Annotated in this window: 24 protein-coding genes; 8 read left to right on the forward strand and 16 right to left on the reverse strand. The window is 71.8% G+C overall.

Going from position 1 to position 24,513, the window contains the following annotated elements:
• Window positions 1-6 precede the first annotated feature (6 nt).
• Window positions 7-1,476, forward strand: a complete 1,470-nt coding sequence (locus ACZ6C6_RS03365; RefSeq protein WP_469198586.1) for an MFS transporter — start codon at window positions 7-9, stop codon at window positions 1,474-1,476.
• Here ACZ6C6_RS03365 and ACZ6C6_RS03370 read toward each other — a convergent pair.
• Complete coding sequence (locus tag ACZ6C6_RS03370; protein ID WP_469198588.1) at window positions 1,446-2,336, reverse strand: MmyB family transcriptional regulator; 891 nt, start codon at window positions 2,334-2,336, stop codon at window positions 1,446-1,448. The two genes, ACZ6C6_RS03365 and ACZ6C6_RS03370, sit on opposite strands and share 31 nt — an antisense overlap.
• A 112-nt stretch (window positions 2,337-2,448) precedes the next feature.
• Between ACZ6C6_RS03370 and ACZ6C6_RS03375 the strand changes: the two genes are divergently transcribed.
• Window positions 2,449-3,921: an MFS transporter gene (locus ACZ6C6_RS03375; RefSeq protein WP_469198590.1), complete on the forward strand. Its 1,473-nt coding sequence runs from the start codon at window positions 2,449-2,451 to the stop codon at window positions 3,919-3,921.
• Between the two features lie 79 nt (window positions 3,922-4,000).
• On the opposite strand, the gene ACZ6C6_RS03380 is transcribed toward ACZ6C6_RS03375, so the two are convergent.
• Window positions 4,001-4,231 carry a DUF6243 family protein gene (locus ACZ6C6_RS03380; protein ID WP_469198592.1) on the reverse strand — a complete coding sequence of 77 codons (231 nt, stop codon included), beginning with the start codon at window positions 4,229-4,231 and terminating at the stop codon, window positions 4,001-4,003.
• Window positions 4,232-4,476: 245 nt separating this feature from the next.
• On the reverse strand, window positions 4,477-5,859 hold the full coding sequence (locus tag ACZ6C6_RS03385) for a glycine--tRNA ligase (protein ID WP_469198594.1): 1,383 nt from the start codon (window positions 5,857-5,859) through the stop codon (window positions 4,477-4,479).
• A 143-nt stretch (window positions 5,860-6,002) separates the two neighbouring features.
• On the opposite strand from ACZ6C6_RS03385, the gene ACZ6C6_RS03390 reads away from it, so the two are divergent.
• From ACZ6C6_RS03390 to ACZ6C6_RS03405, 4 genes are all read left to right on the forward strand, one after another.
• Entirely contained in the window at window positions 6,003-6,956 is a 954-nt protein-coding gene (locus ACZ6C6_RS03390) for a metal ABC transporter substrate-binding protein (protein ID WP_469198596.1), read from the forward strand.
• Between the two features lie 74 nt (window positions 6,957-7,030).
• A complete protein-coding gene (locus ACZ6C6_RS03395) occupies window positions 7,031-7,813 on the forward strand; it encodes a metal ABC transporter ATP-binding protein (protein WP_469198598.1) in 783 nt (260 codons plus the stop codon).
• Between the two features lie 2 nt (window positions 7,814-7,815).
• Entirely contained in the window at window positions 7,816-8,709 is an 894-nt protein-coding gene (locus tag ACZ6C6_RS03400; RefSeq protein ID WP_469198600.1) for a metal ABC transporter permease, read from the forward strand.
• Between the two features lie 65 nt (window positions 8,710-8,774).
• Window positions 8,775-9,209 (forward strand): Fur family transcriptional regulator, encoded by a 435-nt coding sequence (locus ACZ6C6_RS03405; RefSeq protein WP_469198606.1) that lies wholly within the window; start codon window positions 8,775-8,777, stop codon window positions 9,207-9,209.
• A 38-nt stretch (window positions 9,210-9,247) separates the two neighbouring features.
• Here the strand turns inward: ACZ6C6_RS03405 and ACZ6C6_RS03410 are convergent, their stop codons facing one another.
• The 7 genes from ACZ6C6_RS03410 to leuA form a co-directional block, all read right to left on the reverse strand.
• Entirely contained in the window at window positions 9,248-10,066 is an 819-nt protein-coding gene (locus tag ACZ6C6_RS03410) for an isoprenyl transferase (RefSeq protein WP_469198611.1), read from the reverse strand.
• 21 nt (window positions 10,067-10,087) lie between these two features.
• Entirely contained in the window at window positions 10,088-10,834 is a 747-nt protein-coding gene (gene recO, locus ACZ6C6_RS03415) for a DNA repair protein RecO (protein ID WP_073965270.1), read from the reverse strand.
• A 59-nt stretch (window positions 10,835-10,893) separates the two neighbouring features.
• The gene (locus ACZ6C6_RS03420; RefSeq protein ID WP_469198613.1) at window positions 10,894-11,565 is read right to left on the reverse strand and encodes a response regulator; all 672 of its coding nucleotides are present in this window, start codon (window positions 11,563-11,565) and stop codon (window positions 10,894-10,896) included.
• Window positions 11,562-12,869, reverse strand: coding sequence for a sensor histidine kinase (locus ACZ6C6_RS03425; protein ID WP_469198615.1), 1,308 nt, complete (start codon window positions 12,867-12,869; stop codon window positions 11,562-11,564). Before ACZ6C6_RS03425 ends, ACZ6C6_RS03420 begins: the two co-directional genes overlap by 4 nt.
• 50 nt (window positions 12,870-12,919) lie before the next feature.
• Entirely contained in the window at window positions 12,920-15,019 is a 2,100-nt protein-coding gene (locus tag ACZ6C6_RS03430) for an MMPL family transporter (protein ID WP_469198617.1), read from the reverse strand.
• Between the two features lie 151 nt (window positions 15,020-15,170).
• A complete protein-coding gene (locus tag ACZ6C6_RS03435; protein WP_469198619.1) occupies window positions 15,171-15,848 on the reverse strand; it encodes a TerB family tellurite resistance protein in 678 nt (225 codons plus the stop codon).
• Window positions 15,849-16,057: 209 nt separating this feature from the next.
• On the reverse strand, window positions 16,058-17,845 hold the full coding sequence (gene leuA, locus ACZ6C6_RS03440) for a 2-isopropylmalate synthase (protein WP_469198621.1): 1,788 nt from the start codon (window positions 17,843-17,845) through the stop codon (window positions 16,058-16,060).
• A gap of 315 nt (window positions 17,846-18,160) precedes the next feature.
• Here leuA and ACZ6C6_RS03445 point away from each other — a divergent pair, with 315 nt between their 5' ends.
• A complete protein-coding gene (locus ACZ6C6_RS03445) occupies window positions 18,161-19,237 on the forward strand; it encodes a M4 family metallopeptidase (RefSeq protein ID WP_469198623.1) in 1,077 nt (358 codons plus the stop codon).
• A gap of 24 nt (window positions 19,238-19,261) precedes the next feature.
• On the forward strand, window positions 19,262-19,528 hold the full coding sequence (locus tag ACZ6C6_RS03450) for a protealysin inhibitor emfourin (protein ID WP_469198625.1): 267 nt from the start codon (window positions 19,262-19,264) through the stop codon (window positions 19,526-19,528).
• A gap of 193 nt (window positions 19,529-19,721) precedes the next feature.
• Here ACZ6C6_RS03450 and era read toward each other — a convergent pair whose 3' ends face one another.
• The 6 genes from era to ACZ6C6_RS03480 form a co-directional block, all read right to left on the reverse strand.
• A complete protein-coding gene (gene era, locus ACZ6C6_RS03455; protein ID WP_203601714.1) occupies window positions 19,722-20,696 on the reverse strand; it encodes a GTPase Era in 975 nt (324 codons plus the stop codon).
• A 94-nt stretch (window positions 20,697-20,790) separates the two neighbouring features.
• Window positions 20,791-21,153, reverse strand: a complete 363-nt coding sequence (locus tag ACZ6C6_RS03460) for a cytidine deaminase (RefSeq protein ID WP_469198628.1) — start codon at window positions 21,151-21,153, stop codon at window positions 20,791-20,793.
• Window positions 21,154-21,214: 61 nt separating this feature from the next.
• Entirely contained in the window at window positions 21,215-21,568 is a 354-nt protein-coding gene (locus ACZ6C6_RS03465) for an MmcQ/YjbR family DNA-binding protein (protein WP_018103261.1), read from the reverse strand.
• A complete protein-coding gene (locus tag ACZ6C6_RS03470; protein ID WP_365679959.1) occupies window positions 21,565-22,860 on the reverse strand; it encodes a hemolysin family protein in 1,296 nt (431 codons plus the stop codon). The genes ACZ6C6_RS03465 and ACZ6C6_RS03470 overlap by 4 nt, the downstream gene beginning before the upstream one ends.
• Window positions 22,857-23,354 carry an rRNA maturation RNase YbeY gene (gene ybeY / locus ACZ6C6_RS03475; protein ID WP_391265145.1) on the reverse strand — a complete coding sequence of 166 codons (498 nt, stop codon included), beginning with the start codon at window positions 23,352-23,354 and terminating at the stop codon, window positions 22,857-22,859. The genes ACZ6C6_RS03470 and ybeY overlap by 4 nt, the downstream gene beginning before the upstream one ends.
• A gap of 9 nt (window positions 23,355-23,363) precedes the next feature.
• The gene (locus ACZ6C6_RS03480) at window positions 23,364-24,416 is read right to left on the reverse strand and encodes a PhoH family protein (protein WP_469198630.1); all 1,053 of its coding nucleotides are present in this window, start codon (window positions 24,414-24,416) and stop codon (window positions 23,364-23,366) included.
• Window positions 24,417-24,513 lie beyond the last annotated feature (97 nt).

The following is a 24,513-nucleotide window of genomic DNA, read 5'->3' on the forward strand; positions in this document are numbered from 1 at the left end:
CAATGGATGCCTGAGCTCAGCCACCGGCGGCGGATGCTGGTGCTGGCGATCTGCTGCATGAGCCTGCTGATCGTCAGCCTCGACACCACCGCCCTGAATGTCGCCCTGCCCGCCATGCGCCGGGAGCTGGACGCGAGCGTCGCGGGGATGCAGTGGACGATCGACGCGTACACGCTCGTCCTCGCGTCCCTGCTGATGCTCGCCGGTTCCACCGCCGACCGGATCGGCCGGCGGAAGGTCTTCATGGCCGGCCTGGTCCTCTTCACCCTGGGCTCGGCGCTCTGTTCGCTGGCGCCGAACCTGGAGGCGCTCATCGCCTTCCGGATGGTGCAGGCCGTGGGCGGCTCGATGCTCAACCCGGTCGCGATGTCGATCATCACCAACACCTTCACCGACCCCCGTGAGCGCGCCCGCGCGATCGGTGTCTGGGGCGGGGTCGTCGGCATCTCCATGGCGGCGGGACCGGTGGTCGGCGGCGGCCTGGTCGACTCGGTCGGCTGGCGGTCGATCTTCTGGGTCAACCTCCCGGTGGGCCTCGCCGCCCTGCTGCTGACCTGGCGTTACGTCCCCGAGTCGCGCGCCCACCGGGCCCGCCGCCCGGACCCGCTGGGCCAGCTCCTGGTGATCACGCTGCTGGGCTCGCTGACGTACGCGATCATCGAGGCCCCGCAGAAGGGGTGGACCTCCGCCGGGATCCTGCTCTTCGCGGGGCTCGCGGCGGCGGCCCTGGCGGGCCTGCTGGTGTACGAGCCCCGGCGCGCCGATCCGCTGATCGACCTGCGGTTCTTCCACAGCGTGCCGTTCAGCGGTGCCACGGTCATCGCGGTCAGCGCCTTCGCCGCGCTCGGCGGCTTCCTCTTCCTCAACACGCTCTACCTCCAGGACGTCCGGGGCCTGAGCGCGCTGGACGCCGGTCTCTACACGCTGCCCATGGCGGCCGTGGTGTGCCTGCTGTCACCGCTGTCCGGGCGGCTCGTGGCCAGTCGCGGCCCGCGCGTCCCGCTGCTGATCGCGGGCGGTGCGATGGCGGTGAGCGGGCTGATGCTCGCGGCGTTCGACGCGGAGACCGGGACGGTCTCGATGTTCGCCGCGTACGTGCTGTTCGGCCTGGGCTTCGGCTCGGTGAACGCGCCCATCACCAACACCGCGGTCTCGGGCATGCCCCGCTCGCAGGCGGGCGTGGCAGCGGCGGTCGCCTCCACCAGCCGGCAGATCGGGCAGACCCTCGGGGTCGCCGTGATCGGCGCGGTCCTGGCGGCGGGCATGGCGGACCCGGGCGGCTCGGACGGCTTCGTGGCGGCGAGCCGGCCCGGCTGGTGGATCGTCACCGGCTGCGGGCTCGCCGTCCTGCTGGTCGGCGCCCTGAGCAGCGGCCGCTGGGCCCGGTCCACCGCCCGCCGGACGGCGGAACGGCTGGCGGAGCCGGTGGCCGGGGAGCCGGCCGCTCAGTCCTCGGCGGCGCGCACCAGCTCCTGAAGGCGCGCCAGCCGCTCGTACGTCTCGTCGTCCCGGGGCGCGTAGCTGACCAGGCGCGGCCCGGCCGAGGGGCCGAGCCAGAGGTCGGTGGCCTCCACGCGGAGCAGCCCCACCCAGGCATTGCGGAAGACCTTCGACCGGCTGCCCGCGCCGACGACCTCGTGCCGGGCCCAGTTCTCGCGGAACTCCTCCGAGGCCGCCTCCAGGCGCCCCAGCAGCTCCTTCCAGGCGGGCTCGGCGAGGTGTTCCGCCATCGCCGCGCGGAACTTGGCGGTGATGTAGCGGGTGACCTCGGCGGTGTCCATGACCGAAGCCCGCCACTGCTCGTTGGTGTGGGCGAGCAGCATGAGGTTGCGGTCCTCGGGGGCGACCGCCTCCAGGTCGCAGAGCAGCCGCCCGTACGTGCGGTTGTGGGCGAGGATGTCGTACCGGCTGTTCTGCACGCAGGCGGGGATCGGTTCCAGCTGCCGCAGCATGGTCCGCAGCGCCGGGGTGAGGTGCGGGCAGTCCGTGCCGGGGGCCGGGTCGATGGCCGCGGCGAGCGAGAAGAGGTGACTGCGCTCGCTGCGGTCCAGGAGGAGCGCGCGGGCGAGGGCGTCGAGGACCTGGGGGGAGACCTGGATGTCCCGGGCCTGTTCGAGCCAGGTGTACCAGGTGACGCCGACGGCGGAGAGCTGGGCGACCTCCTCGCGGCGCAGCCCCGGGGTGCGCCGCCTGCGGCCCCGGACGAGACCGACCTGCTCGGGGGTGATCCGTTCGCGGCGGCTGCGCAGGAAGTTCGCCAGCTCGTGCCGCCGGATGTCGGGCTCGTTCGCGCCGGGGGCGGCCGGCCGTGCCAGAGGCGTCGCCATCGTCGTCATTCCTCCAGGATGCGGGCCCGGTACGGGCTCCGGGCGGCTGGTGCCTGGTGGTCCTTGTACCAGGATAAAGACACTCTGGTACCAGGCTGCGGGCGGAGCGATCGTCGGTGGTGTGAGTGAATCCTCTGTACGGACGTCAACGGCAGCCGCCCCCGCCTCCCCGGTGGTGCGGCACGACCATCCCGCCCCGGTGCTCGGCACGCTGGGACTGTTCACCGTGCTGCTGGGCGCGGCCCTTCCCCTGATCGACTTCTTCATCGTCAACGTGGCCCTGCCCACCATCGACCGCGACCTGGCGGCGGGCCCGGCCCTGCTCGAACTGGTCGTCGCGGGCTACGGCCTCGCGTATGCCGTGCTGCTGGTCCTCGGCGGGCGGCTCGGCGACATGGCGGGCCGGCGCCGGCTCTTCCTGACCGGGATCGCGGCCTTCGGGCTCACCTCGCTGGCCTGCGGGCTCGCGCCGACCGCCTGGACCCTGGTCGGGGCGCGGGTGGCGCAGGGCGCGTCGGCGGCGCTGATGCTGCCGCAGGTCCTCGCCACCATCCAGGCGGCCACGTCCGGCCACCGCAGGGCCCGGGCGATGAGCCTGTACGGGGCGACGGCCGGGCTCTCCATGGTCGCGGGCCAGATCCTGGGCGGGGCGCTGGTCGCCGCCGCGCCGCTGTCCTCGGTGTTCGGCGAGAGCGCGGGCTGGCGGTCGGTGTTCCTGGTCAACGTGCCCGTCGCGGCGCTGGGTCTGGTGCTGGCGGCGCGCGCGGTCCCGGAGACGCGGGCGGACCGGCCCGCGCCCGTCGACGTACCGGGCACGCTGCTGCTCGCAGTGTCGCTGCTGACGCTGCTGGCCCCGCTCACCGAGGGCCGGGCGGCGGGCTGGCCGCTGTGGACCTGGGTGTGCCTCGCGCTGTTCCCGTTCGCGGCGGCGGCCTTCTACCGGGTGGAGCGGCGGGCGGACCGGCGCGGGCTGGTCCCGCTGGTGCCGCCGAGCCTGCTGCGCCTGGAGTCGCTGCGGCGCGGTCTCGCCCTCGTGGTGCCGTTCTCGGTGGGCTTCGGCGGCTTCATGTTCGTCATCGCGGTCGCGCTCCAGCAGGGCCTGGAGCTGGGTCCGGCGCGGTCCGGCCTGTCGATGGCCCCGATGGCGGCGGCCTTCTTCGTGGCCTCGCTGGCCGGTCCCCGGCTGGTGCGGCGGTACGGCAGCCGGGTCGTGACGGCAGGCGGGCTGATCCAGGCGGTGGGCGTGGCGGTGCTCGCGCTCACCGTGTGGCGCGGCTGGCCGGACCTGGGCATGGCGGGCCTGCTGCCCGGCATGGCGGTCGCCGGTTTCGGTCAGGGCCTCCAGCTGCCCGTCATCTTCCGCATCATCCTGTCCGACGTGCCGCCGGAGCGGGCCGGGGTGGGCGGCGGTGTGATGACGACGACCCAGCAGGCGACGCTGACCCTGGGCGTGGCAACGCTCGGCTCGCTGTTCCTGGCCCTGGTGCCGGGGTCGGGGATGCGGGACGCCCTGATCGTGACGCTGTTGGTCCAGCTGGCGGCGGTCGCCCTGACGACCGCGTTGAGCCTGCGGCTGCCGCGCACGGTGGGGTAGGGGCGGCCGACAGCACGGAGGCCCCGGCGGGCGGACCTGGTGGTCCGGCCGCCGGGGCCTCCGGCCGTGCGCGGGGGCGTCAGCTCTGTGCCGGGGCCTCCGGGGCCTGCGCCTCTTCGGCGTCCGCGTTGTCGGGCTGCTCGGTACCGGCGGCCCGCTCCCGCATCTTGCGGAGCAGCTCCTGCTTCTGGTCGGCGGCCGTCCTGCGGTCGGCGGCCTCTCCGGCGGGGCCGGCACCCGGCGCGCCGGAGCGGGACAGCTTCTTGCGCTGTCCGCCGACGCCGAGGAGGTTGTTGCGGCTCTTGGCCATGGGGTTCTCCCAATGTGTGGTCTCGGTGAGGTCTCTCGTGACCTCGGATCGATCCGGGGGGCGGCGGGTGGTCGGGCCCGCCGCGCTCTCACTCGTAGATCTGGAAGAACGAATACATGGGCAAGACGGTACCCATACCGGGCGCCCGGCTCACCCGGTTTTCCGCTCTCCGGCCCCCTGACGCACGAGGCCCCCGGTTCCGCGGCGGGCGCGGAACCGGGGGCTTCGTTCAGCGGGTGCGGGCGTCAGCAGCCGAGCAGGCGGGAGGCGAGGTAGCCCTGGATCTGGTCCAGGGAGACGCGCTCCTGCTTCATCGTGTCGCGCTCGCGGACGGTGACCGCGTTGTCGTCCAGGGTGTCGAAGTCGACGGTGACGCAGAACGGCGTACCGATCTCGTCCTGGCGGCGGTAGCGGCGGCCGATGGCACCGGCGTCGTCGAACTCGATGTTCCAGTTCTGCCGGAGGTCGGCGGCGAGGCCCTTGGCCTTCGGCGAGAGCTGCGGGTTGCGGGAGAGCGGGAGTACCGCGACCTTGACCGGCGCCAGGCGCGGGTCGAGGCGCATCACGGCGCGCTTCTCCATGACGCCCTTGGCGTTCGGCGCCTCGTCCTCGCTGTACGCGTCGAGGAGGAAGGCCAGCATCGCGCGGCCGACACCGGCCGCGGGCTCGATGACGAACGGGGTGTAGCGCTCGCTCTTCTCCTGGTCGAAGAAGGAGAGGTCCGTGCCCGACGCCTTGGAGTGGGCGGTGAGGTCGTAGTCGGTGCGGTTGGCGACGCCCTCCAGCTCGCCCCACTCGCTGCCGCCGAAGCGGAAGCGGTACTCGATGTCAGCGGTGCGCTTGGAGTAGTGGGAGAGCTTCTCCTGCGGGTGCTCGAACCACCGCATGTTCTCCTCGCGCATGCCGAGACCGGTGTACCAGTTCCAGCGCTGCTCCATCCAGTACTCCTGCCACTGCTCGTCCTCGCCCGGCTTGACGAAGAACTCCATCTCCATCTGCTCGAACTCGCGCGTGCGGAAGATGAAGTTGCCCGGAGTGATCTCGTTGCGGAAGGACTTGCCCATCTGCGCGATGCCGAACGGGGGCTTCTTGCGCGCGGTGGTCAGCACCTGGGAGAAGTTGGTGAAGATGCCCTGGGCGGTCTCGGGGCGCAGATAGGCGACCGAGCCGGAGTCCTGGGTCGGGCCCAGGTGCGTGGAGAGCAGGCCGGAGAACTGCTTGGGCTCGGTGAAGGTGCCCTTGTTGCCGCAGTTGGGGCAGTTGAGGTCGGCGAGGCCGCCCGCGGGCGCCTTGCCGTGCTTCTCCTCGTACGCCTCCTCCAGGTGGTCCGCGCGGTAGCGCTTGTGGCAGGAGGTGCACTCGGTCAGCGGGTCCGAGAACGTGGCGACGTGACCGGAGGCCACCCACACCTCGGGGGCCAGGATGACCGACGAGTCGATGCCGACGACGTCCTCGCGCGAGGTGACCATGTAGCGCCACCACTGGCGCTTGAGGTTCTCCTTGAGCTCGACGCCCAGCGGCCCGTAGTCCCAGGCGGCCTTCTGACCACCGTAGATCTCGCTGCAGGGGTAGACGAAGCCACGGCGCTTGCTCAGGCTGACGATGGTGTCGATCTTGTCGGCGGCCACGGTGCTCTCTTCATTACGACGGAACGGGCGGGCGAAGGGCCCAGATTACCGGCGGCGCCTCCCCTTCGATCAAATCGGTACCGGTCCCGTTCACGAACCCCGCTTGTTGACAATCGTTTCCACTTTTGTTGAAAATGAGTGTCATGAACATACGCCGCCTCATACCGGCCGCCGCCGTCACCGGCGCGGTCGCGCTCGGCCTCACCGCCGTCACCGCCTGCTCCTCGTCCGACAGCTCCGACTCCAAGAGCGGCGGCAGGCTGGACGTGGTGGCGTCCTTCTATCCGATGCAGTTCCTGGCCGAGCGCATAGGCGGCGACCACGTCTCGGTCACCAGCCTCACCAAGCCCGGCGTGGAACCCCACGACCTGGAGCTCAGCCCCCGGCAGACCGGCAGGCTCAGCGACGCGGACTTCATCCTCTACCTCAAGGGCCTCCAGCCCGCCGTCGACGAGGCGATCAAGCAGTCCGGCGCCTCCCACACCCTCGACGCCGCGACGCTGACCACGCTGGAGGACCACGGCACCGAGACCGGCGAGGACGAACACGGCCACGAGCACGAGGGCGACGAGGCCGGTGCCGACCCGCACATCTGGCTGGACCCGGTGAAGTACACCGAGGTCGCCAAGGGCGTCGGCAAGTCCCTGGAGAAGACCGACCCGGACCACGCCGCGGACTACCGCAAGAACACCGACGCCCTGGTCAAGGACCTGGGCGCGCTCGACACCGCGTACCGGACCGGGCTGGAGAACACCAGCACGAAGACGTTCATCACCACGCACTCCGCCTTCGGCTACCTCGCCGAGCGCTACGGCCTCACCCAGGAGGGCATCGCCGGCATCGACCCCGAGGCCGAGCCCAGCCCCGCCCGCATCAGCGCCCTGCACGCCATCGCCGAGGAGAAGAACGTCACCACCGTCTTCTTCGAGACGCTCGCCAGCGACAAGACCGCGAAGACCGTCGCCCGCGACACCGGTCTGAAGACCGGTGTCCTGGACCCGCTGGAGGGAATCACCGACAGCTCCAAGGGCGATGACTACATCGAGGTCATGAAGTCCAACCTCGCCGCCCTGCGCTCCGCGCTCGGCGCGAAGTGAGCGACGACCCCACCGCACCCGGCGATCCCACCGCACCCGCCGGCCCGAACCGCGCAGCAGCACCGGAGGCGCTCATGCCCGAGCCCCAGCACCCCACCCGCGAACCCGTGATCGCCGTACGCGACGCCACCGCAACGCTGGGCGCGCGCCCCGTGCTGCGCGGCGTCGACCTGACCGTGCTCCCGGGCGAGGTCGTCGCCCTGCTCGGCGCCAACGGCTCCGGGAAGTCCACCGCCGTCCGCTCCGTCATCGGCCAGGTCCCCCTGACCGGCGGCACCGTCGAGCTCTTCGGCACCCCGCTGCGCCGCTTCCGCGACTGGGCCCGGGTCGGCTACGTACCTCAGCGCACCACGGCGGCCGGCGGCGTGCCCGCCACGATCCGCGAGGTCGTCTCCGCCGGACGGCTCTCCCGCGCCCGGCTGGGCCTCCTGCGCAAGGCCGACCGCGCCGCCGTCGACCGGGCCATAGAGCTCGTCGGCCTCGCCGACCGCGCGAAGGACTCGGTGAACGCCCTCTCCGGCGGCCAGCACCAGCGCGTGCTGATCGCCCGGGCGCTCGCCGCCGAACCGGATCTGCTGATCATGGACGAGCCGATGGCGGGCGTGGACCTGGCCAGCCAGGAGATCCTGGCCGCCACCCTGCGCGAGCAGGTCGCCGCCGGCACCACCGTGCTCCTCGTCCTGCACGAGCTGGGCCCGCTGGAGCCCCTGATCGACCGGGCGGTCGTCCTGCGCGACGGCTGCGTCCTGCACGACGGGCCGCCCCCGAAGGCCGTCGGGCAGCACGCGCTGCCCGGCCACGACCACGTACACCCCCACGCGGCCTCCGAGCCCGTCCGGACGGGACTGCTGAGCTGATCATGGAATTCCTCAACCCTCCCTTCATGCAGCGGGCGCTGCTCGCCGCCATGCTGGTCGGCGTCATCGCGCCCGCCGTCGGCATCTATCTCGTGCAGCGCCGCCAGGCCCTGATGGGCGACGGCATCGGCCACATCGCGATGACCGGCGTCGGCCTCGGCTTCCTGCTCTCCACCAGCCCGGTCTGGATGGCCACCGCCGTCGCCGTCGCGGGCGCGGTCGTCATGGAGCTGATCCGCTGGTACGGCCGCACCCGCGGCGACATCGCGCTGGCCATGCTCTTCTACGGCGGCATGGCGGGCGGTGTCCTGCTGATCAACCTCTCCGACACCGGCTCGAACGCCAACCTGACCTCGTACCTCTTCGGCTCGCTGTCCACGGTCTCCTCCGAGGACATCACCGCGATCTCGCTGCTCGCCGCGTTCGTGCTGCTGGTGACGGTGGGGCTGCGGCGGCAGCTGTTCGCCGTCAGCCAGGACGAGGAGTTCGCCCGGGTGACCGGTCTGCCGGTGCGGCTGCTGAACCTGCTCGTCGCGGTCACCGCCGCGGTGACCGTGACGGTCGCGATGCGGGTCGTGGGGCTGCTGCTGGTCAGCGCCCTGATGGTGGTCCCGGTCGCCGCCGCGCAGCAGATCACCCGGTCCTTCAAGGTGACGTTCGTGCTCGCGGTCGTCATCGGCGTCGGCGTCACCCTGTCCGGCACCATCACCTCGTACTACCAGGACGTACCGCCCGGCGCGACGATCGTGCTGATGGCCATCGGCGTCTTCGTCCTCCTGACGCTGCTCGCCGCCCCGCTCGCCCGCGGCCGCGCCCGGCGCCGCGAGACCGATGCCGACCGGTGCACCCTGGAAGTACCGGGGGCCCGCCCGGCACCGGACGACGTCCGAGTCTGAACCCCCGGAAGGGGCGGGCTGGCACAATGGCCCGACAGATGTACGGGCGACACGAGGAGGCTCCTGTGGCGACGGCGCCGATCAGTGGTACGAACGCGGCTCCGGTACGCGGCCGCTCGACCCGGCAGCGGGCAGCCGTCGCGGCGGCGCTGGACGAGGTGGACGAGTTCCGCAGCGCCCAGGAGCTGCACGACGTCCTCAAGCACCGGGGGGACTCCGTCGGCCTGACGACGGTCTACCGCACCCTCCAGTCCCTCGCGGACGCCGGTGAGGTGGACGTCCTGCGCACCACGGAGGGCGAGTCCGTCTACAGGCGCTGCTCGACCGGCGAGCACCACCACCACCTGGTCTGCCGCGTGTGCGGCAAGGCGGTCGAGGTTGAGGGGCCCGTGGTCGAGCAGTGGGCCGAGACCATCGCCAGCCAGCACGGCTTCGTCAACGTGGCGCACACGGTCGAGGTCTTCGGCACCTGCGCGGACTGCGCGGGCGGCGACACGTAGGAAGCGGGCCGGCGGGGACACCCCGCCGGCCCTTCCGTTCAGCTCCCCGAGGCCGCGACCTCCTCGGCGCCCCCGAACCGGCGGTCGCGCTGGGCGAATTCCAGACAGGCGCGCCACAGGTCGCGGCGGTCGAAGTCGGGCCACAGCACGTCCTGGAAGACCATCTCGGCGTACGCGCTCTGCCAGATCAGGTAGTTCGAGGTGCGCTGCTCGCCGCTGGGCCGCACGAACAGGTCCACGTCCGGCATGTCCGGGTAGTAGATGTACTTCGCGAACGTCTTCTCGTTGACCTTCGACGGGTCGAGCCGCCCGGCGGCGACGTCCCGGGCGATCCGCTGCGCGGCGTCCGCGATCTCGGCCCGGCCGCCGTAGTTGACGCAGAAGTACAGCGTCATCTTGTCGTTGTCCTTGGTCTGCTCCTGGGCGACCTGGAGCTCCTGCACGACCGACTTCCACAGCTTGGGCATGCGGCCCACCCAGCGGATACGGATGCCGAGCTCGTCCATCTCGTCGCGGCGGCGGCGGATGACGTCCCGGTTGAAGTTCATCAGGAACTTCACCTCCTCCGGGGACCGCTTCCAGTTCTCCGTCGAGAAGGCGTACAGCGAGAGGTTCTTGACGCCCATCTCGATGCAGCCCTTGAGCACGTCCATGACGACGCCCTCGCCGACCTTGTGTCCCTCGGTGCGCGGCAGGCCGCGCTCCTTGGCCCAGCGGCCGTTGCCGTCCATCACGATGGCGACGTGCTTGGGCACCAGCTCACCGGGGATCTTCGGGGGCACGGCACCGGACGGGTGCGGCTCCGGGGTCTTGTAGTCGCGCCGGTTACGGCCGCCGAGCATCCCGCGTACTGCCATGAGCTTCTCAGTCTCCCTGTGTCACTTCTCTACGTACCGCAGTGAACGCAGCCCGCGCTCCAGATGCCAGTGCAGATACGCGGACACCAGCCCGCTCCCCTCCCTGACATGACGCGCCTCGCACGCGTCCGCCGTCTCCCAGTCGCCGGTGAGCAGGGCGCTCAGCAGGGCGACGGCCTCAGCCGAGGGTACGACGCTGCCGGGCACCCGGCAGTCGCCGCATACGACTCCGCCCGCCGCCACCGAGAAGAAACGGTTCGGGCCCGGCAGTCCGCAGCGGGCGCAGTCGTCGAAGCTGGGGGCGTAGCCGTTGACCGCCAGGGAGCGCAGCAGGAAGGCGTCCAGGATGAGATGCGGCTCGTGCTCCCCCCGGGCCAGCGTGCGCAGCCCGCCCACCAGCAGCAGATACTGCTGGACCGCGGGTTCGCCCTCGTGGTCGGTGAAGCGCTCGGCGGTCTCCAGCATCGCGGTCCCGGCGGTGTAGCGCCCGTAGTCCGTGACGATCCCGCCGCCGTACGGGGCGATCGTCTCGCTCTGGGTGCACAGCGGCAGCCCGCGCCCGACCAGCTCGCTGCCCCGCGCGAAGAACTGCACGTCCACGTGGGAGAACGGTTCGAGGCGGGCGCCGAACTTCGACTTGGTGCGCCGCACCCCGCGCGCGACGGCCCGCACCCGGCCGTGGCCCCGGGTCAGTATCGTGATGATCCGGTCGGCCTCGCCCAGCTTCTGCGTGCGCAGCACCACGCCGTCGTCCCGGAACAAGCTCATGCGTCCCATTGTCCGGTACGCCACCGACACCCGGGGCCCGCCCCTGTGAGGCGGCCCGGTCAGCTGCCCCCGGCGGGCACCACGAGCCCCGACTCGTAGGCGGCGATGACCAGCTGGGCCCGGTCCCGGGCGCCCAGTTTGCCCATGATCCGGCTGACGTGGGTCTTGGCGGTGAGCGGGCTGAGGCCCAGGCTCTCGGCGATCCCGGTGTTGTTGAGGCCGCGCGCGACCAGGGCCAGCACCTGGCACTCCCGCTCGGAGAGCATGCCGAGGTCCTCGGGCCCGGGCCCGGCGGGGGCGCTCGGGGCGCTGAGCACCCGGGCGATGAGGCGGGCGGTCGGGCCGGGCGAGAGCAGGGAGTCCCCGGCCGCGACGGTCCTGATCGCGGCCAGCAGGTCGGCGGGCCGGGTGTCCTTGACCAGGAAGCCCGAGGCACCGGCGCGCAGCGCCTCGACGATGTGGTCGTCGGTGTCGTAGGTGGTGAGGACCAGCACCTTCACCCCGGCCAGATCCTCGTCGGCGGCGATCCGGCGGGTGGCCTCGATGCCGTCGAGCTCCGGCATCCGGACGTCCATGACGACGAGGTCGGCGCGGGCCGAGCGGGCGAGCGCGACCGCTTCCAGGCCGGTGGCGGCCTCGCCGACCACCTCCATCTCCGGGTCGGAGCCGACGAGCATCGCGAAGGCCGCCCGGACGAGCGTCTGGTCGTCCGCGAGCAGTACCCGGATCATGAGGTGGTCTCCGCTTCCCGTGCCGATGCGTGTTCATGCGCGTCCGTGCGTAGCCCGTCCGGCTGGTTTCCCGGGGGCGAGGCCGGGAGAGGCAGCAGGGCCGACACCTCGAAGCCGCCGCCGGGGCGGGGGCCCGCCGTGAGGGTGCCGCCCGTGGAGCGGGCGCGTTCCCGCATTCCGACGATCCCGAACCCGGACGCGGTGCCGTCCGCCACCGGGCCGGTGCCGTCGTCGGTGACCGTGACCCGCAGCGCCCCGGCCGCCGGGGCGACGACGACGCGCACCCGGACCCCGGCGCCCGCGTGGCGTACCGCGTTGGTCAGGGACTCCTGGACGATCCGGTAGGCGGCCGCCCCGACGGCCGGGGCGAGGCGGCCGGGCGGGACGCCGGTGTCGAGCTCGACCCGCGCCCCGGCCGCCTCGGCGGCCCGTACGAGGCCGGGCAGGGCGGCCAGGTCGGGCAGCGGGCCCTCGGCGTCCGCTCCGTCGCCGTCCCGGCCGGTGCCGCGCAGCACCTGGAGGGTGGTCCGGAGCTCCGCCCTGGCATCCCGGCAGGTGTCGGCGATGTCGTCCAGCGCGGCGGCCACGGCCCGCCGGTCGAGCCGTTCCGGGTCGACGGTCAGGATGTGCGAGGCGACCGAGGTCCGCACCCCTATGACGGTGATGCTGTGCGCGAGGAGGTCGTGCAGATCGCGGGCGATCCGCAGCCGCTCCTCCGCGACCCGGCGGGCGGCCTCCTCCTCCCGGGTCCGCTCGGCGCGTTCGGCGCGCTCCAGCACCGAGGCGACGTACTGGCGGTAGATGCGCACGTCGACCCCGCAGAACAGCACCGCGACGATCCACCCGGAGATCCTCAGCAGTTCGAGCCCGTCGTGCGCGCTGAGGGCGAGCACCACCGTCACCATCACGGAGGTGACGCCGATGCCGACGACCAGGGTGCGCAGGGGGCGGCCGGTGACGGCCACCGTGTAGAGCACGATCCAGGTCTGCGGCATCGGCGCCGTGTGGAGGTTGTCGGCGCCGTGGTAGAGCGCCAGCAACGGCACCATGGCGATCAGGACCGGCACCGGGGCGCGCCGCCGCCAGACGAGCGGCACGGCGCTGCCCAGGAGCAGGGCCCAGCCCGCCGCGCCCAGACTCCCGGCGCCCCCGGCGGCCAGCGCGAGGGCGGTGGAGAGCACCGCGGCGGCCGCGGCGATCAGGGCGTCGTTGCGCGTCCGGTGCGGCGCCTGCATCGGGTCGCGGTTGACGACGGCCAGTATGCGGTCGCGGCGGCTCGTGGCCGGGGTGGGGGCTGGAGGCACGTCGCCATCCTCCGCTACGGGGCGGGGCGCTGTCAGCGCGGCCGGCTCCTTCACGGGGTCCCTACGAGTTCCGGTGCGCGGGGCTCGGCGGCTGGGGCGGGGCGGCTGAGCGCACCGGGCCACCAGATCCTGCGCTGGAGCGCCACGCTCGCCGAAGTCACCAGGTAGGTGCGGACCAGGAAGGTGTCGAGGAGGACGCCGACGGCGATCACGAAGCCCATCTCGGCCAGCGCCGTCATCGGCATGTTCACCAGGACGGCGAAGGTGGCAGCGAGCACGAGCCCGGCCGACGCGATGACCCCGCCGGTGGTGCGCAGGCCGGTGAGCGCCGCCTCGGTGGGCTCCGCGCCGCGCCTGGCCTCCTCGCGGACCCGGTGCATCAGGAAGATGCCGTAGTCGACGCCCAGGGCCACCAGGAAGACGAAGGAGAGCAGGGGCAGCCCGGGGTCGGTGCCCTTGAGGCCGAGGAGCGGTCCGAAGAGCAGTCCCCCGATGCCGAGGGACGCGCCCCAGACCGCGACGACGGCGGCGACGAGCAGCAGGGGCGCGACGAGGCTGCGCAGGAGGGCGATCAGGATGAGGAGGACGGAGAGCAGGACGAGCGGGACGATGGTCCTCAGGTCCCGGGTGCCGGCCTTCTCCAGGTCCATCTGCTGGGCGCTGGGCCCGCCGACGTGGCTGCCGGGGAGGCGTTCGCGCAGGGCGAGGATGGTGGCCCGCTCGCCGGCCGACTCCGGGGCGGCCTCCGGGGTGACGGACAGCTCGGTCCAGCCGCCGCCGCTGCGGCCGCGCTCGGCGGCCGCGACGCCGTCGGTGGTACGGGCCAGGGCCAGCGCGCCGGGGGCCCCGTCGGTGGGCGTGGTCACGATGACGGGCTGGCTGGAGCGGCCGGGGTAGGCGTCGGCGAGGGTCTTCATCGCGGTGACCGACTCCGGCTTCGTGATGAAGGAGTCCTCCAGCTTGAGGTTGCCGGGCAGCCGGAACACCCCGAGCGACAGCGCGCCCAGCAGCACCCCGCCGGTGACGAGGACCGCGACGGGACGGCGCCCGGCGGAGCCGCCCATGGCCGCGAAGAGCGAACGGCGGCGGCGCGGCTCGGAGCCGTACACGGGCACGAGCGGCCAGAAGACCCGGCGGCCCAGCAGGACCAGCACGGCCGGCAGCAGTGTCAGCATGGCCAGGAGGGCGCACAGCACGCCCACGGCCGCGATCGGGCCCATTCCCCGGCTGCTGGTGAGGTCGGCCGCGAGCAGGCACAGCAGGCCCGCGGCGACGGTCCCGGAGGAGGCTAGGACGGCCGGTCCGCAGCCGCGCAGCGCCGCCGCCATGGCGTCGCGGGAGTGTTCGGCGCGGGTCAGCTCCTCGCGGTAGCGCGAGACGAGCAACAGGGCGTAGTCGGTTCCGGCGCCGAAGACGAGGATGGTCATCACGGCGGAGCTCTGGCTGGTGACCGTGACGTCGAAGCCCTGGTTCAGCGTGTGGACGACGGCCATGGACAGGGCGTCGGCCAGGCCCGCGACGACGAGCGGCACCAGCCACAGCAGAGGGCTGCGGTAGATGAGGATCAGCAGTACCGCGACGACGCCGACGGTCGTGTAGAGCAGCGGTCCGCCCAGCGAGCCGTAGACCTTCTTCGCGTCCACGTCCATCGCCCCGGGCCCGCCGACCTCGGCGCCCAGTCCCCCGCCGCCGCGCACGGTCTCGCGGATGCCGTCCACGAACGCGGTGCGGGCCTCGTCGTCCTGGCCCGGCTCGGTCGTGGAGACCGGGTACATCAGCGTGGTGCCGTCCTCCGAGGGCACGGCGCGCGGGGGCGCGGTGAGGGTGTGGCCGCTCGCCACCTCGGCGGTCTGCCGGGCCGCGAGCGCCCGGTCGGCGGCGGTGAGGCCGCCGTCGCGGTGGTAGACGAGGACGAGGTCGGTGGACTCGCCCCCGGGCAGGGCGTCCTGGATCTTCGCGACCTGGGTGGAGTCCGCGCTCGCCGGGAGGTAGTCGACGGCCCGGTTGACCTGTACGTCCCCCAGCTTGCCCGCCAACGGTCCGGCGACGGCCATGGCGGCGGCCCAGAGGGCGACGACCGCCCAGGGCAGCAGCCGCCACCGGCTCACCGTTCGTGTGCGTCTGCCGCTGTCCTGTTCCGCGGTCCTCATGGGAGGCCCCCCTTCCGTTCGGGTGTCCGGTCGTGTCCAGACTCCCGTCGGGGCGGGGGAACTTCGTCGCGCCAGGGGCCGACTTCCCGGCTACTGCCGGGGTGGGCGCGGCGGGTCCGTTACTCCCTGGGGAGTAACGGACCGGGGTGGATCAGGAGGGCGTACGCGCCGCCTCGGCGAGCAGCCGGGCGGTGTCCTCGGCACGCAGCCTCAGCGCCCCGCCGACGGTGGTCAGCACCTCGCGCTCGGCGGTGCTGTACGCGCCGTCGGCGAGGGCGATCCGGGCGCCCTGGAGCAGAATCGATTCGCGCCCGGTGGGGGCGAGGTGCGGGGCGAGCGGTTCCAGCGCCTCGTGCAGCTCGATGGCGAGGGCCGCGCCGCACGCCTCGGCCGCCGGGTCGAACGCGGAGCCCTGGCCGATGTCGGCGGACAGCACCTCGACCACGGTGGCGAGCTGTTCGGGCGTGCAGTCCTCGAAGCCGGCGCCGCGCACGGTCTCGGCGGCGCTTTCCAGGACCGTGCGGGAGGTGCTGCCGCCGGCCGCGAGGACGCCGAGTGCCACGGTGTGCACGGCGTCCCTGAGCATCGCGGAGAACCGGGTGGTGGTGGGGTGGTCGAGCGCTTCCGGGTCGAAGTGCTGGTGGCAGGCGGCGCATTCGACGACCGGGTCCGTGGTGCCGCGCCGCAGCAGGGGCACGCCCAGCACGGCGAAGCGGCGGCGGCCGGTGAGGCGGCGGTAGTTGCGGTCACCGCCGCAGCCGGGGCAGAAGAACTCCCCGTCCCCGGTGGCGTCCCACAGCGTACGGATGCCGCAGATACGCAGCTTCATGGCGCGTTGTCCCAGGGCTGACCGCACGTCGCACACCTCCGTAACACTCCGGCAACACTGCCGTGTCGACGTGATGTTAACCACATCCCCGTGGTGCCGTCAGCACCCCGCCCGTCACAAACGCCCGGAGAATGGCCGAACCCCGCCCCCCCGGAAGCGGGTGGGCGGGGTTCGCGGACCGTACGACTTCGGGCCCTTCGGGCGCCGGGTCAGCGGGTGGCGCGGTTGACGGCCGAGACGACCGCCTTCAGGGAGGCGCGGGTGGTGTTGGCGTCGATGCCGATGCCCCACAGCACCTTTCCGTCGATGGCGCACTCGATGTACGAGGCGGCCTGCGCGCTCGCGCCCTCGCTCATGGTGTGCTCGGTGTAGTCCAGCAGCCGGGCGTCGATGCCGATGGCCTGCAGCGCTTCGAAGAACGCGGAGATCGGCCCGTTGCCGGTGCCGGTCAGCACGGTGTCGGCGCCGTCCACGGTCGCCTCGACGGTGATCGTGTCGCGGCCGTCGGAGCCGGTCGTGCTCTGGCCGGAGCGGATCTGGACGCGCCCCCAGGCGTTGTCCGGGTTGGGCAGGTACTCGTCCTGGAAGACGCTCCAGATCTGCGTCGGCGTGACCTCGCCGCCCTCGGCGTCGGTCTTGGCCTGAATGATCCGGGAGAACTCGATCTGCATCCGGCGGGGCAGGTCCAGCTTGTGGTCGTTCTTCAGGACGTACGCGATGCCGCCCTTGCCGGACTGCGAGTTGACGCGGATGACCGCCTCGTAGGAGCGGCCGACGTCCTTCGGGTCGATCGGCAGGTACGGAACGGCCCACTCGATGTCGTCCACGGTCCTGCCCTGGGCGGCCGCGTCGGCCTCCATGGCGTCGAAGCCCTTCTTGATGGCGTCCTGGTGGGAGCCGGAGAAGGCGGTGTAGACCAGGTCGCCCGCGTAGGGGTGGCGCGGGTGGACCTCCATCTGGTTGCAGTACTCGCTGGTGCGGCGGATCTCATCGATCTGCGAGAAGTCGATCTGCGGGTCGACGCCCTGCGAGAACAGGTTCATGCCCAGCGTCACCAGGTCGACGTTGCCGGTGCGCTCGCCCTGGCCGAACAGGCAGCCCTCGATCCGGTCCGCCCCGGCCATCAGGGCCAGTTCGGCGGCGGCGACGGCGGTGCCGCGGTCGTTGTGCGGGTGGACGGACAGGCAGACGAACTCGCGGCGCGACAGGTTGCGCGACATCCACTCGAACCGGTCCGCGTGCGTGGACGGCGTCGAACGCTCCACGGTGGCGGGCAGGTTGAGGATGATCTCGCGCCCCTCCTCGGGCTGCCAGACGTCACAGACCGCCTCGCAGACCTCCAGGGCGAAGTCCAGCTCGGTGTCGGTGAAGATCTCGGGGCTGTACTGGTAGCCGAAGATCGTCTCGTCGCCCAGGATCTTGTCGGCGTACTCCATGACCAGCCGGGTGCCGTCGACCGCGATCTGCTTGACCTCCTCGCGGGAGCCGCGGAAGACCACGCGGCGGAAGGTCGGGGCGGTCGCGTTGTACAGGTGGACGGTGGCACGGCGTGCGCCGACCAGTGATTCGACGGTGCGCTCGATCAGTTCCTCGCGGGCCTGCGTCAGGACGGAGATCGTCACGTCCTCGGGGATCGCGCCCTCTTCGATGATGGAGCGGACGAAGGCGAAGTCGGTCTCGCCGGAGGACGGGAAGCCGACCTCGATCTCCTTGTAGCCCATGCGTACGAGCAGGTCGAACATCTCGCGCTTGCGGGCCGGCGACATCGGGTCGATCAGGGCCTGGTTGCCGTCGCGCAGGTCGGTGGAGAGCCAGCGGGGCGCCTTGGTGATCCGCTTCTCGGGCCAGGTGCGGTCGGGGATGTCGACGGCCTCGTAGCGGCCGTACTTGTGGACCGGCATCCCGGACGGCTTCTGCAGCACCGTGGCGTTGGTGATCGGCGTGGGCCGGCCGACGGCGTGCGAGGCGGGGGTCTGGGCGGGGTTCACTTCGGTCATGGCGCAGGGCTCCTCGGGTGTCCTTCTCCGGGACGGCCGACTGTGTTACTGCAACACCAGACTCCGCGGGGAGGGGGTCGGCCTCGACTACAGGCCCTCGCCGCGGCAGCTAAGAAGAAGCAGCCCGAAACGCATGATGCGTCGAGACTAGCCGAGGGGCGCCCGAGACGTGGGTGCCGTTTCAGTATGCGGGATCGGCGGCCGCTCTTACCCGTACGGGACGGTCTAAACGCCCAACAGTGACCAATCACTCCATTTCAGCAACCCCGGTTGCAACCAGTGACACCGTGCTCACGTACTGCCACAGTCGTGTGTATGCAGCCTCGTTCACAGCAGGGGTTCCACCCCGTCTTCTGCACCATCGTCCCGCCCCACGTCCTCGACAAGCTGTCCCAGTCCGACGACCCCGTCCTCGCCGATCCGGCCCGCCGCACCCTGGAGTCCGACGCGGCCCGCCGCACCCGCCGCCAGGTGACGACCGCCGCCCGGCCCACCACCCCCGCCGAGCCGGACGACGAGGGCGCCGCCAAGCCCCGCCGCACGCTCTACGACTGCCGCCACGGCACGGACCTGCCGGGCACCAAGGTCCGCGGCGAGGGCGAGAAGCCCACGAAGGACGCCAGCGTCAACCGCGCGTACGCGGGCCTGGGCGCCACCTTCGACCTGCTGCTCACCGCCTACGGCCGCCGCTCCATCGACGGCAACGGACTCCCGCTGATCGGGTCCGTCCACTACGACGAGAAGTACAACAACGCCTTCTGGGACGGCGAACAGATGGTCTTCGGCGACGGGGACGGGGAGATCTTCCTCGACTTCACCGTCGCCCTCGACGTGATCGCCCACGAACTGGCCCACGGGCTCACGCAGTACACGGCCAATCTGAGCTACTACGGACAGTCCGGCGCGCTCAACGAGTCGGTCTCGGACGTCTTCGGCTCCCTCGTCAAGCAGTACTCGCTGGGCCAGACCGCCGACCAGGCGGACTGGCTGATCGGCGAGGGGCTGCTCGCGCCCCGGGTCCAGGGTGTGGCGCTGCGCTCGATGAAGGCACCCGGCACGGCGTACGACGACGACGTGCTCGGCAAGGACCCGCAGCCGGCGTCGATGGACGACTACATCCACACCGGCGACGACAACGGCGGGGTCCACCTCAACTCGGGCATCCCCAACCGCGCCTTCTACCTCCTGGCGACCGCGCTCGGCGGCAGTTCCTGGGAGCGGGCGGGCCAGCTCTGGTTCGATGTGCTCACAGGTGGTGAACTGGCGGTGGACGCGGACTTCGCGGACTTCGCCCGGCTGACCGTGGCGGCGGCGCGCAGCCGCTTCGGCGAGGGCGACGAGGTCGAGGCCGTCCTCAAGGCGTGGTCGGAGGTGGGTGTTCCGACCGACTAGGGCTTTTCCTTTGGAGGACACCGCATGCGGATCCAGGTGAGCAGGACCGGCGGCTTCGCCGGCATCGCGCGCCACCGCGAGATCGACACCTCCGGGCGGCCCGACGCCCAGGAGTGGGAGGCCCTGGCCGGCTCGGCGCTCGCCGACGGCCAGGCCGCCGCGCCCCGGGGCGTCCCGGACGGCTTCAGCTACCGGATAACGGTCGACGGCAGGACCGTGCACTGCGCGGACCCCCGCCTGACCGAGGCCCAGCGTGCCCTGATCTCACGCGTCCTGAAGGAGGGCGCGTGAGACGGGGTGGCCGCCGGGTACGGGGCGGGAAGCCCTGAGACGGGGAGACCGAGGAGCCCGCCCCTCAGAACCCCAGCTTCCGCAGCTGCTTCGGGACCCATCTCCACCGCCCCCCTCGCACCCTTCGGCCCCTGGGGGCCTCAGCGGCTTCGGGCGGCTGCGTCGACCTCCGGCCGCCGGTTCCCGGTGCCGCTCAGAACCCCAGCTTGCGCAGCTGCTTCGGGTCGCGCTGCCAGTCCTTGGCGACCTTGACGTGCAGGTCGAGGTAGACGGGAGTGCCGAGCAGGGCCTCGATGTGCTTGCGGGACTTCGTGCCGACGTCCTTCAGCCGCTTGCCCTTCGGGCCGATGATGATGCCCTTCTGGCTCGGGCGCTCGATGTAGACGTTGGCGTGGATGTCCAGCAGCGGCTTGTCCGCCGGCCGGTCCTCGCGCGGCAGCATCTCCTCCACGACGACCGCGATGGAGTGCGGCAGCTCGTCGCGCACGCCTTCGAGCGCGGCCTCGCGGATCAGCTCCGCGACCATCACCATCTCCGGCTCGTCGGTGAGGTCGCCCTCGGGGTAGAGCGGCGGGCTCTCGGGCAGGAGCGGGGCGATCAGGTCGGAGAGCAGGTCGACCTGCTGGTCCTTGACGGCCGAGACCGGGATGATCTCCGCCCACTCGAAGCCCAGCTCCTCGCCGAGCCGGGAGACGGCCAGCAGCTGTTCGGCGAGCTGCTTGGAGTCGACCAGGTCGGTCTTGGTGATGATCGCGATCTTGGGCGTCTTCCGGATGCCCGCGAGCTCCTTGACGATGTACTTGTCGCCAGGGCCGAGCTTCTGGTCGGCGGGCAGGCAGAAGCCGATCACGTCGACTTCCGCCCAGGTGGTGCGCACGATGTCGTTCAGCCGCTCGCCCAGCAGGGTGCGCGGCTTGTGGAGCCCGGGGGTGTCGACCAGGATCAGCTGGGCGTCCGGCCGGTGCACGATGCCGCGCACGGTGTGCCGGGTCGTCTGGGGACGGTTGGAGGTGATGGCCACCTTCCTGCCGACCAGAGCGTTCGTCAGGGTGGACTTGCCCGCGTTGGGGCGGCCCACGAAGCAGGCGAAGCCGGCCCGGTGGGGGGCGGGGTTCTCGGCCTGCCGCGCGGCGGCTTCAGGGTTAGGTCGAACGCTCATGGCGCCCATTGTCCCCGATCCCGGGAGCGCCGGGGCACCGAGGCGCCCGCCACGGCCTCCGGGCCCCGGCCGGACGGCCCCGGGCCCCGCCCCCCGTGCGGGGTCAGCCGGCCGTGACGCTGAGCCGGAGCTGTCCGTCCGGCCCGGCGAGCAGCACCGGCGTGCCGGCCCCGCCCAGGTCCCGTACGGCGGCCCGGTCCTCGTCGGAGGGGGCGTCCGCCTCGGAGACGATCGCGGCGGCCTCCAGGGACTTCGCCCCGCTGGCCACCGCCATCGCGACGGCCGTCCGCAGCGCGCTGAGCTTCAGCGACTCCAGCTCCACGGTCCCGGCCACATAGGTGCGTCCGGTCTCGTCCCGGACGGCCGCGCCCTCAGGGACGCCGTTGCGGGCGCGGGCGCTGCGCGCCAGGGTGACGATCTTGCGGTCCTCGGCGCCGAGGTCGGGGGTGCCGGTGCTCTCAGTCATGTGCCGAGCATACGAAGCCCGGCGCGGGCCGGGGCGGGCGGGAGGCCCGGCCGGGTGCGCCTCAGGGGCGGTCGAGCCGCAGCCGCTCGGCCTTCGGCAGCCCGGCCACCACCAGGTCGTAGCTGTCCTCGATCAGCTCGCGCAGCTTCGCGTCGGGCAGTCCGGAGACGGTGACGGTGTTCCAGTGGCGCTTGTTCATGTGCCAGCCGGGCACCACGGCCTCGTACTCCTCGCGCAGCCGCACGGCCTCGTCGGGGTCGCACTTGAGGTTCACCGTCAGCGGCCGGCCGTCCAGCGCGCTGAGCGCGAACATCTTGCCGAGCACCTTGAAGACGGACGCCTCGGGCCCGAACGGGAACTCCTCGGCGCTCGCGTTGAAGCTCAGGCAGAAGGCCCTCAGCTGCTGCGGGGTCATTCCGGCGTCTCCTCCTCCTCGGGAGCCACCGGCTCCACCAGCACCGTGACGATCTTGTTGCGCCGGCCCGCCGGGGACTCCGCGGTCAGCCGGAGCCGCCGCCCGTCGGGCAGTTCGACCTCCGAGGACGCGCCGGCGATCGGGACCCGGCCCAGCGCCTTCGCGAGGAGCCCGCCGACCGTCTCCACGTCCTCGTCGTCGTACTCGTCCAGGCCGAACAGCTCGCCGAGGTCGCCGATGTCGAGCCGGGCGGTGACCCGGAAGCAGCCGTTCTCCAGCTCCTGGACGGGGGGCAGCTCGCGGTCGTACTCGTCGGTGATCTCGCCGACGATCTCTTCCAGGATGTCCTCGATGGTGACGATGCCCGCCGTGCCGCCGTACTCGTCGATCACGACGGCGACGTGGCTGCGCTCCTGCTGCATCTCGCGCAGCAGGTCGCCGGCGTTCTTCGTGTCCGGCACGAACGACGCCGGGCGCATCGCGGTGGAGACCGGATCGGCCTCCGAGTCCCGGTTGATGTGCGTCTTGCGGACCAGGTCCTTGAGGTAGACGATCCCGACGACGTCGTCCTCGTTCTCGCCGGTGACCGGTATCCGGGAGAAGCCGGAGCGCAGGGCGAGGGTGAGCGCCTGACGGATGGTCTTGTAGCGCTCGATGCAGACGAGGTCGGTGCGCGGGACCATCACCTCGCGCACGAGCGTGTCGCCGAGCTCGAAGACGGAGTGCACCATGCGGCGCTCCTCGTCCTCGATCAGTGACTCCTGCTCGGCGAGGTCCACCATGGCCCGCAGCTCGGCCTCGCTGGCGAACGGGCCCTTGCGGAATCCCTTGCCGGGCGTCAGCGCGTTGCCGATGAGGATCAGCAGCTGCGGGATGGGCCCCATGATGCGGGCCAGCGGCAGCAGCACGTACGCCGAGGCGGTCGCCGTGTTCAGCGGGTGCTGGCGGCCGATGGTGCGCGGGGAGACGCCGATCGCGACGTAGGAGACGAGGACCATCACGCCGATGGCGACGGCCAGCGCCTCCCAGGTCTCCGGGAACTCCTTCAGGCAGGCGTACGTGACGAGCACCCCGGCGGCCATCTCGCAGGCGACCCGCACCAGCAGGGCGACGTTGAGATAGCGCGTCGGGTCGGCCGCGACCTGTTCCAGCTTGGCGCTGCCGCGCCGGCCCGAGCGGACCGCCTCGGCCGCCCGGAAGCTCGACGTACGCGCGATGCCCGCCTCGGCGCAGGCCGCGAGCCAGCCGACGACGAGCAGCAGGACGACGCCGAAGATCAGTGGCAGGCTCACGAGACGGTCGGGGCGGGGGACGGACCGGTCAGCCCGCGCTCACCGCGCCAGCCGTCCACGATGGCCGCCTGGAGACCGAACATCTCGGCCTTCTCGTCCGGCTCCTCGTGGTCGTAGCCGAGCAGGTGCAGCACCCCGTGGACGGTGAGCAGCTGGAGCTCCTCGTCCATGGAGTGCTGGGTCTCGGCCTCCTCGCCCTGCCTCTTGGCGACCTCGGGGCAGAGCACGATGTCACCGAGGAGCCCCTGCGGAGGCTCCTCGTCGTCCTTGGCCGGCGGACGCAGCTCGTCCATCGGGAAGGACATGACATCGGTCGGGCCCGGGAGGTCCATCCACTGGATGTGCAGCTGCTCCATGGCCGCGGAGTCCACCACGATCACCGAGAGCTCGGAGAGCGGGTGGATCCGCATGCGCGCGAGCGCGTAGCGGGCGATGTCGAGGATCGCCTGCTCGTCGACCTCGGTTCCGGACTCGTTGTTGACGTCGATCGACATGGTGCGCTGCTACTGCTTCCCGTTGTGACGGCCGCGACCCCGAGGGCCCCCGCCGTCCTGCTCGCCCTTGCTGTTGTCGTACTTCTCGTACGCGTCGACAATACGGCCGACCAGCTTGTGCCGGACGACATCCTGCGAGGTGAGCCGGGAGAAGTGCACGTCGTCGATGCCCTCCAGGATCTCCTGCACCTGGCGCAGACCGCTCTTGGTCCCCGTGGGCAGGTCGACCTGCGTGATGTCACCGGTGACGACGATCTTGGAGTCGAAGCCGAGCCGGGTCAGGAACATCTTCATCTGCTCGGCGCTGGTGTTCTGCGCCTCGTCCAGGATGATGAACGCGTCGTTCAGGGTCCGGCCGCGCATGTACGCGAGGGGCGCGACCTCGATGGTGCCCGCCGCCATCAGGCGCGGGATCGAGTCGGGGTCGAGCATGTCGTGCAGGGCGTCGTAGAGCGGGCGCAGATACGGGTCGATCTTGTCGAACAGCGTGCCGGGGAGGAAGCCCAGGCGCTCGCCCGCCTCGACGGCGGGGCGGGTCAGGATGATCCGGCTGACCTGCTTGGACTGGAGGGCCTGGACCGCCTTGGCCATGGCCAGGTAGGTCTTGCCCGTACCGGCGGGGCCGATTCCGAAGACGATCGTGTGCTTGTCGATCGCGTCGACGTACCGCTTCTGGTTGAGCGTCTTGGGGCGGATCGTGCGGCCCCGGCTGGAGAGGATGTTCTGCGTCAGCACCTCGGCCGGGGTCTCCGTGCCGTCCGCCTGGCCGTTGTCGGTGGCCTTGAGCATCGCGATCGACCGTTCCACGGCGTCCTCCGTCATCGGCTGCCCGGTGCGGAGCACCAGCACCATCTCGTCGAACAGGCGCTGGATCAGGGCGATGTCCGCCGCGTTGCCCGTCGCGCTTATGTCATTGCCCCGGACGTGGATATCGGCCGCCGGGAACGCCGCTTCGATCACGCGCAGCAGCGAGTCGCCCGCTCCCAGGAGCATCACCATCGGGTGAGCGGCCGGGATGCTGATGTGGGCACGCGCCTGCGGCTGTGTGGGTGACTGAGTCATGGGCCGGCCCTCGGGCCTGCGCATACCTCCTGTTGCAGGGTCCTCGCCGCTCGAGAACCTCGTGTCCCTCAAGCCTACGACTCCGCACTGACAACAC

The organism is Streptomyces sp. NPDC041814 (assembly GCF_055590565.1).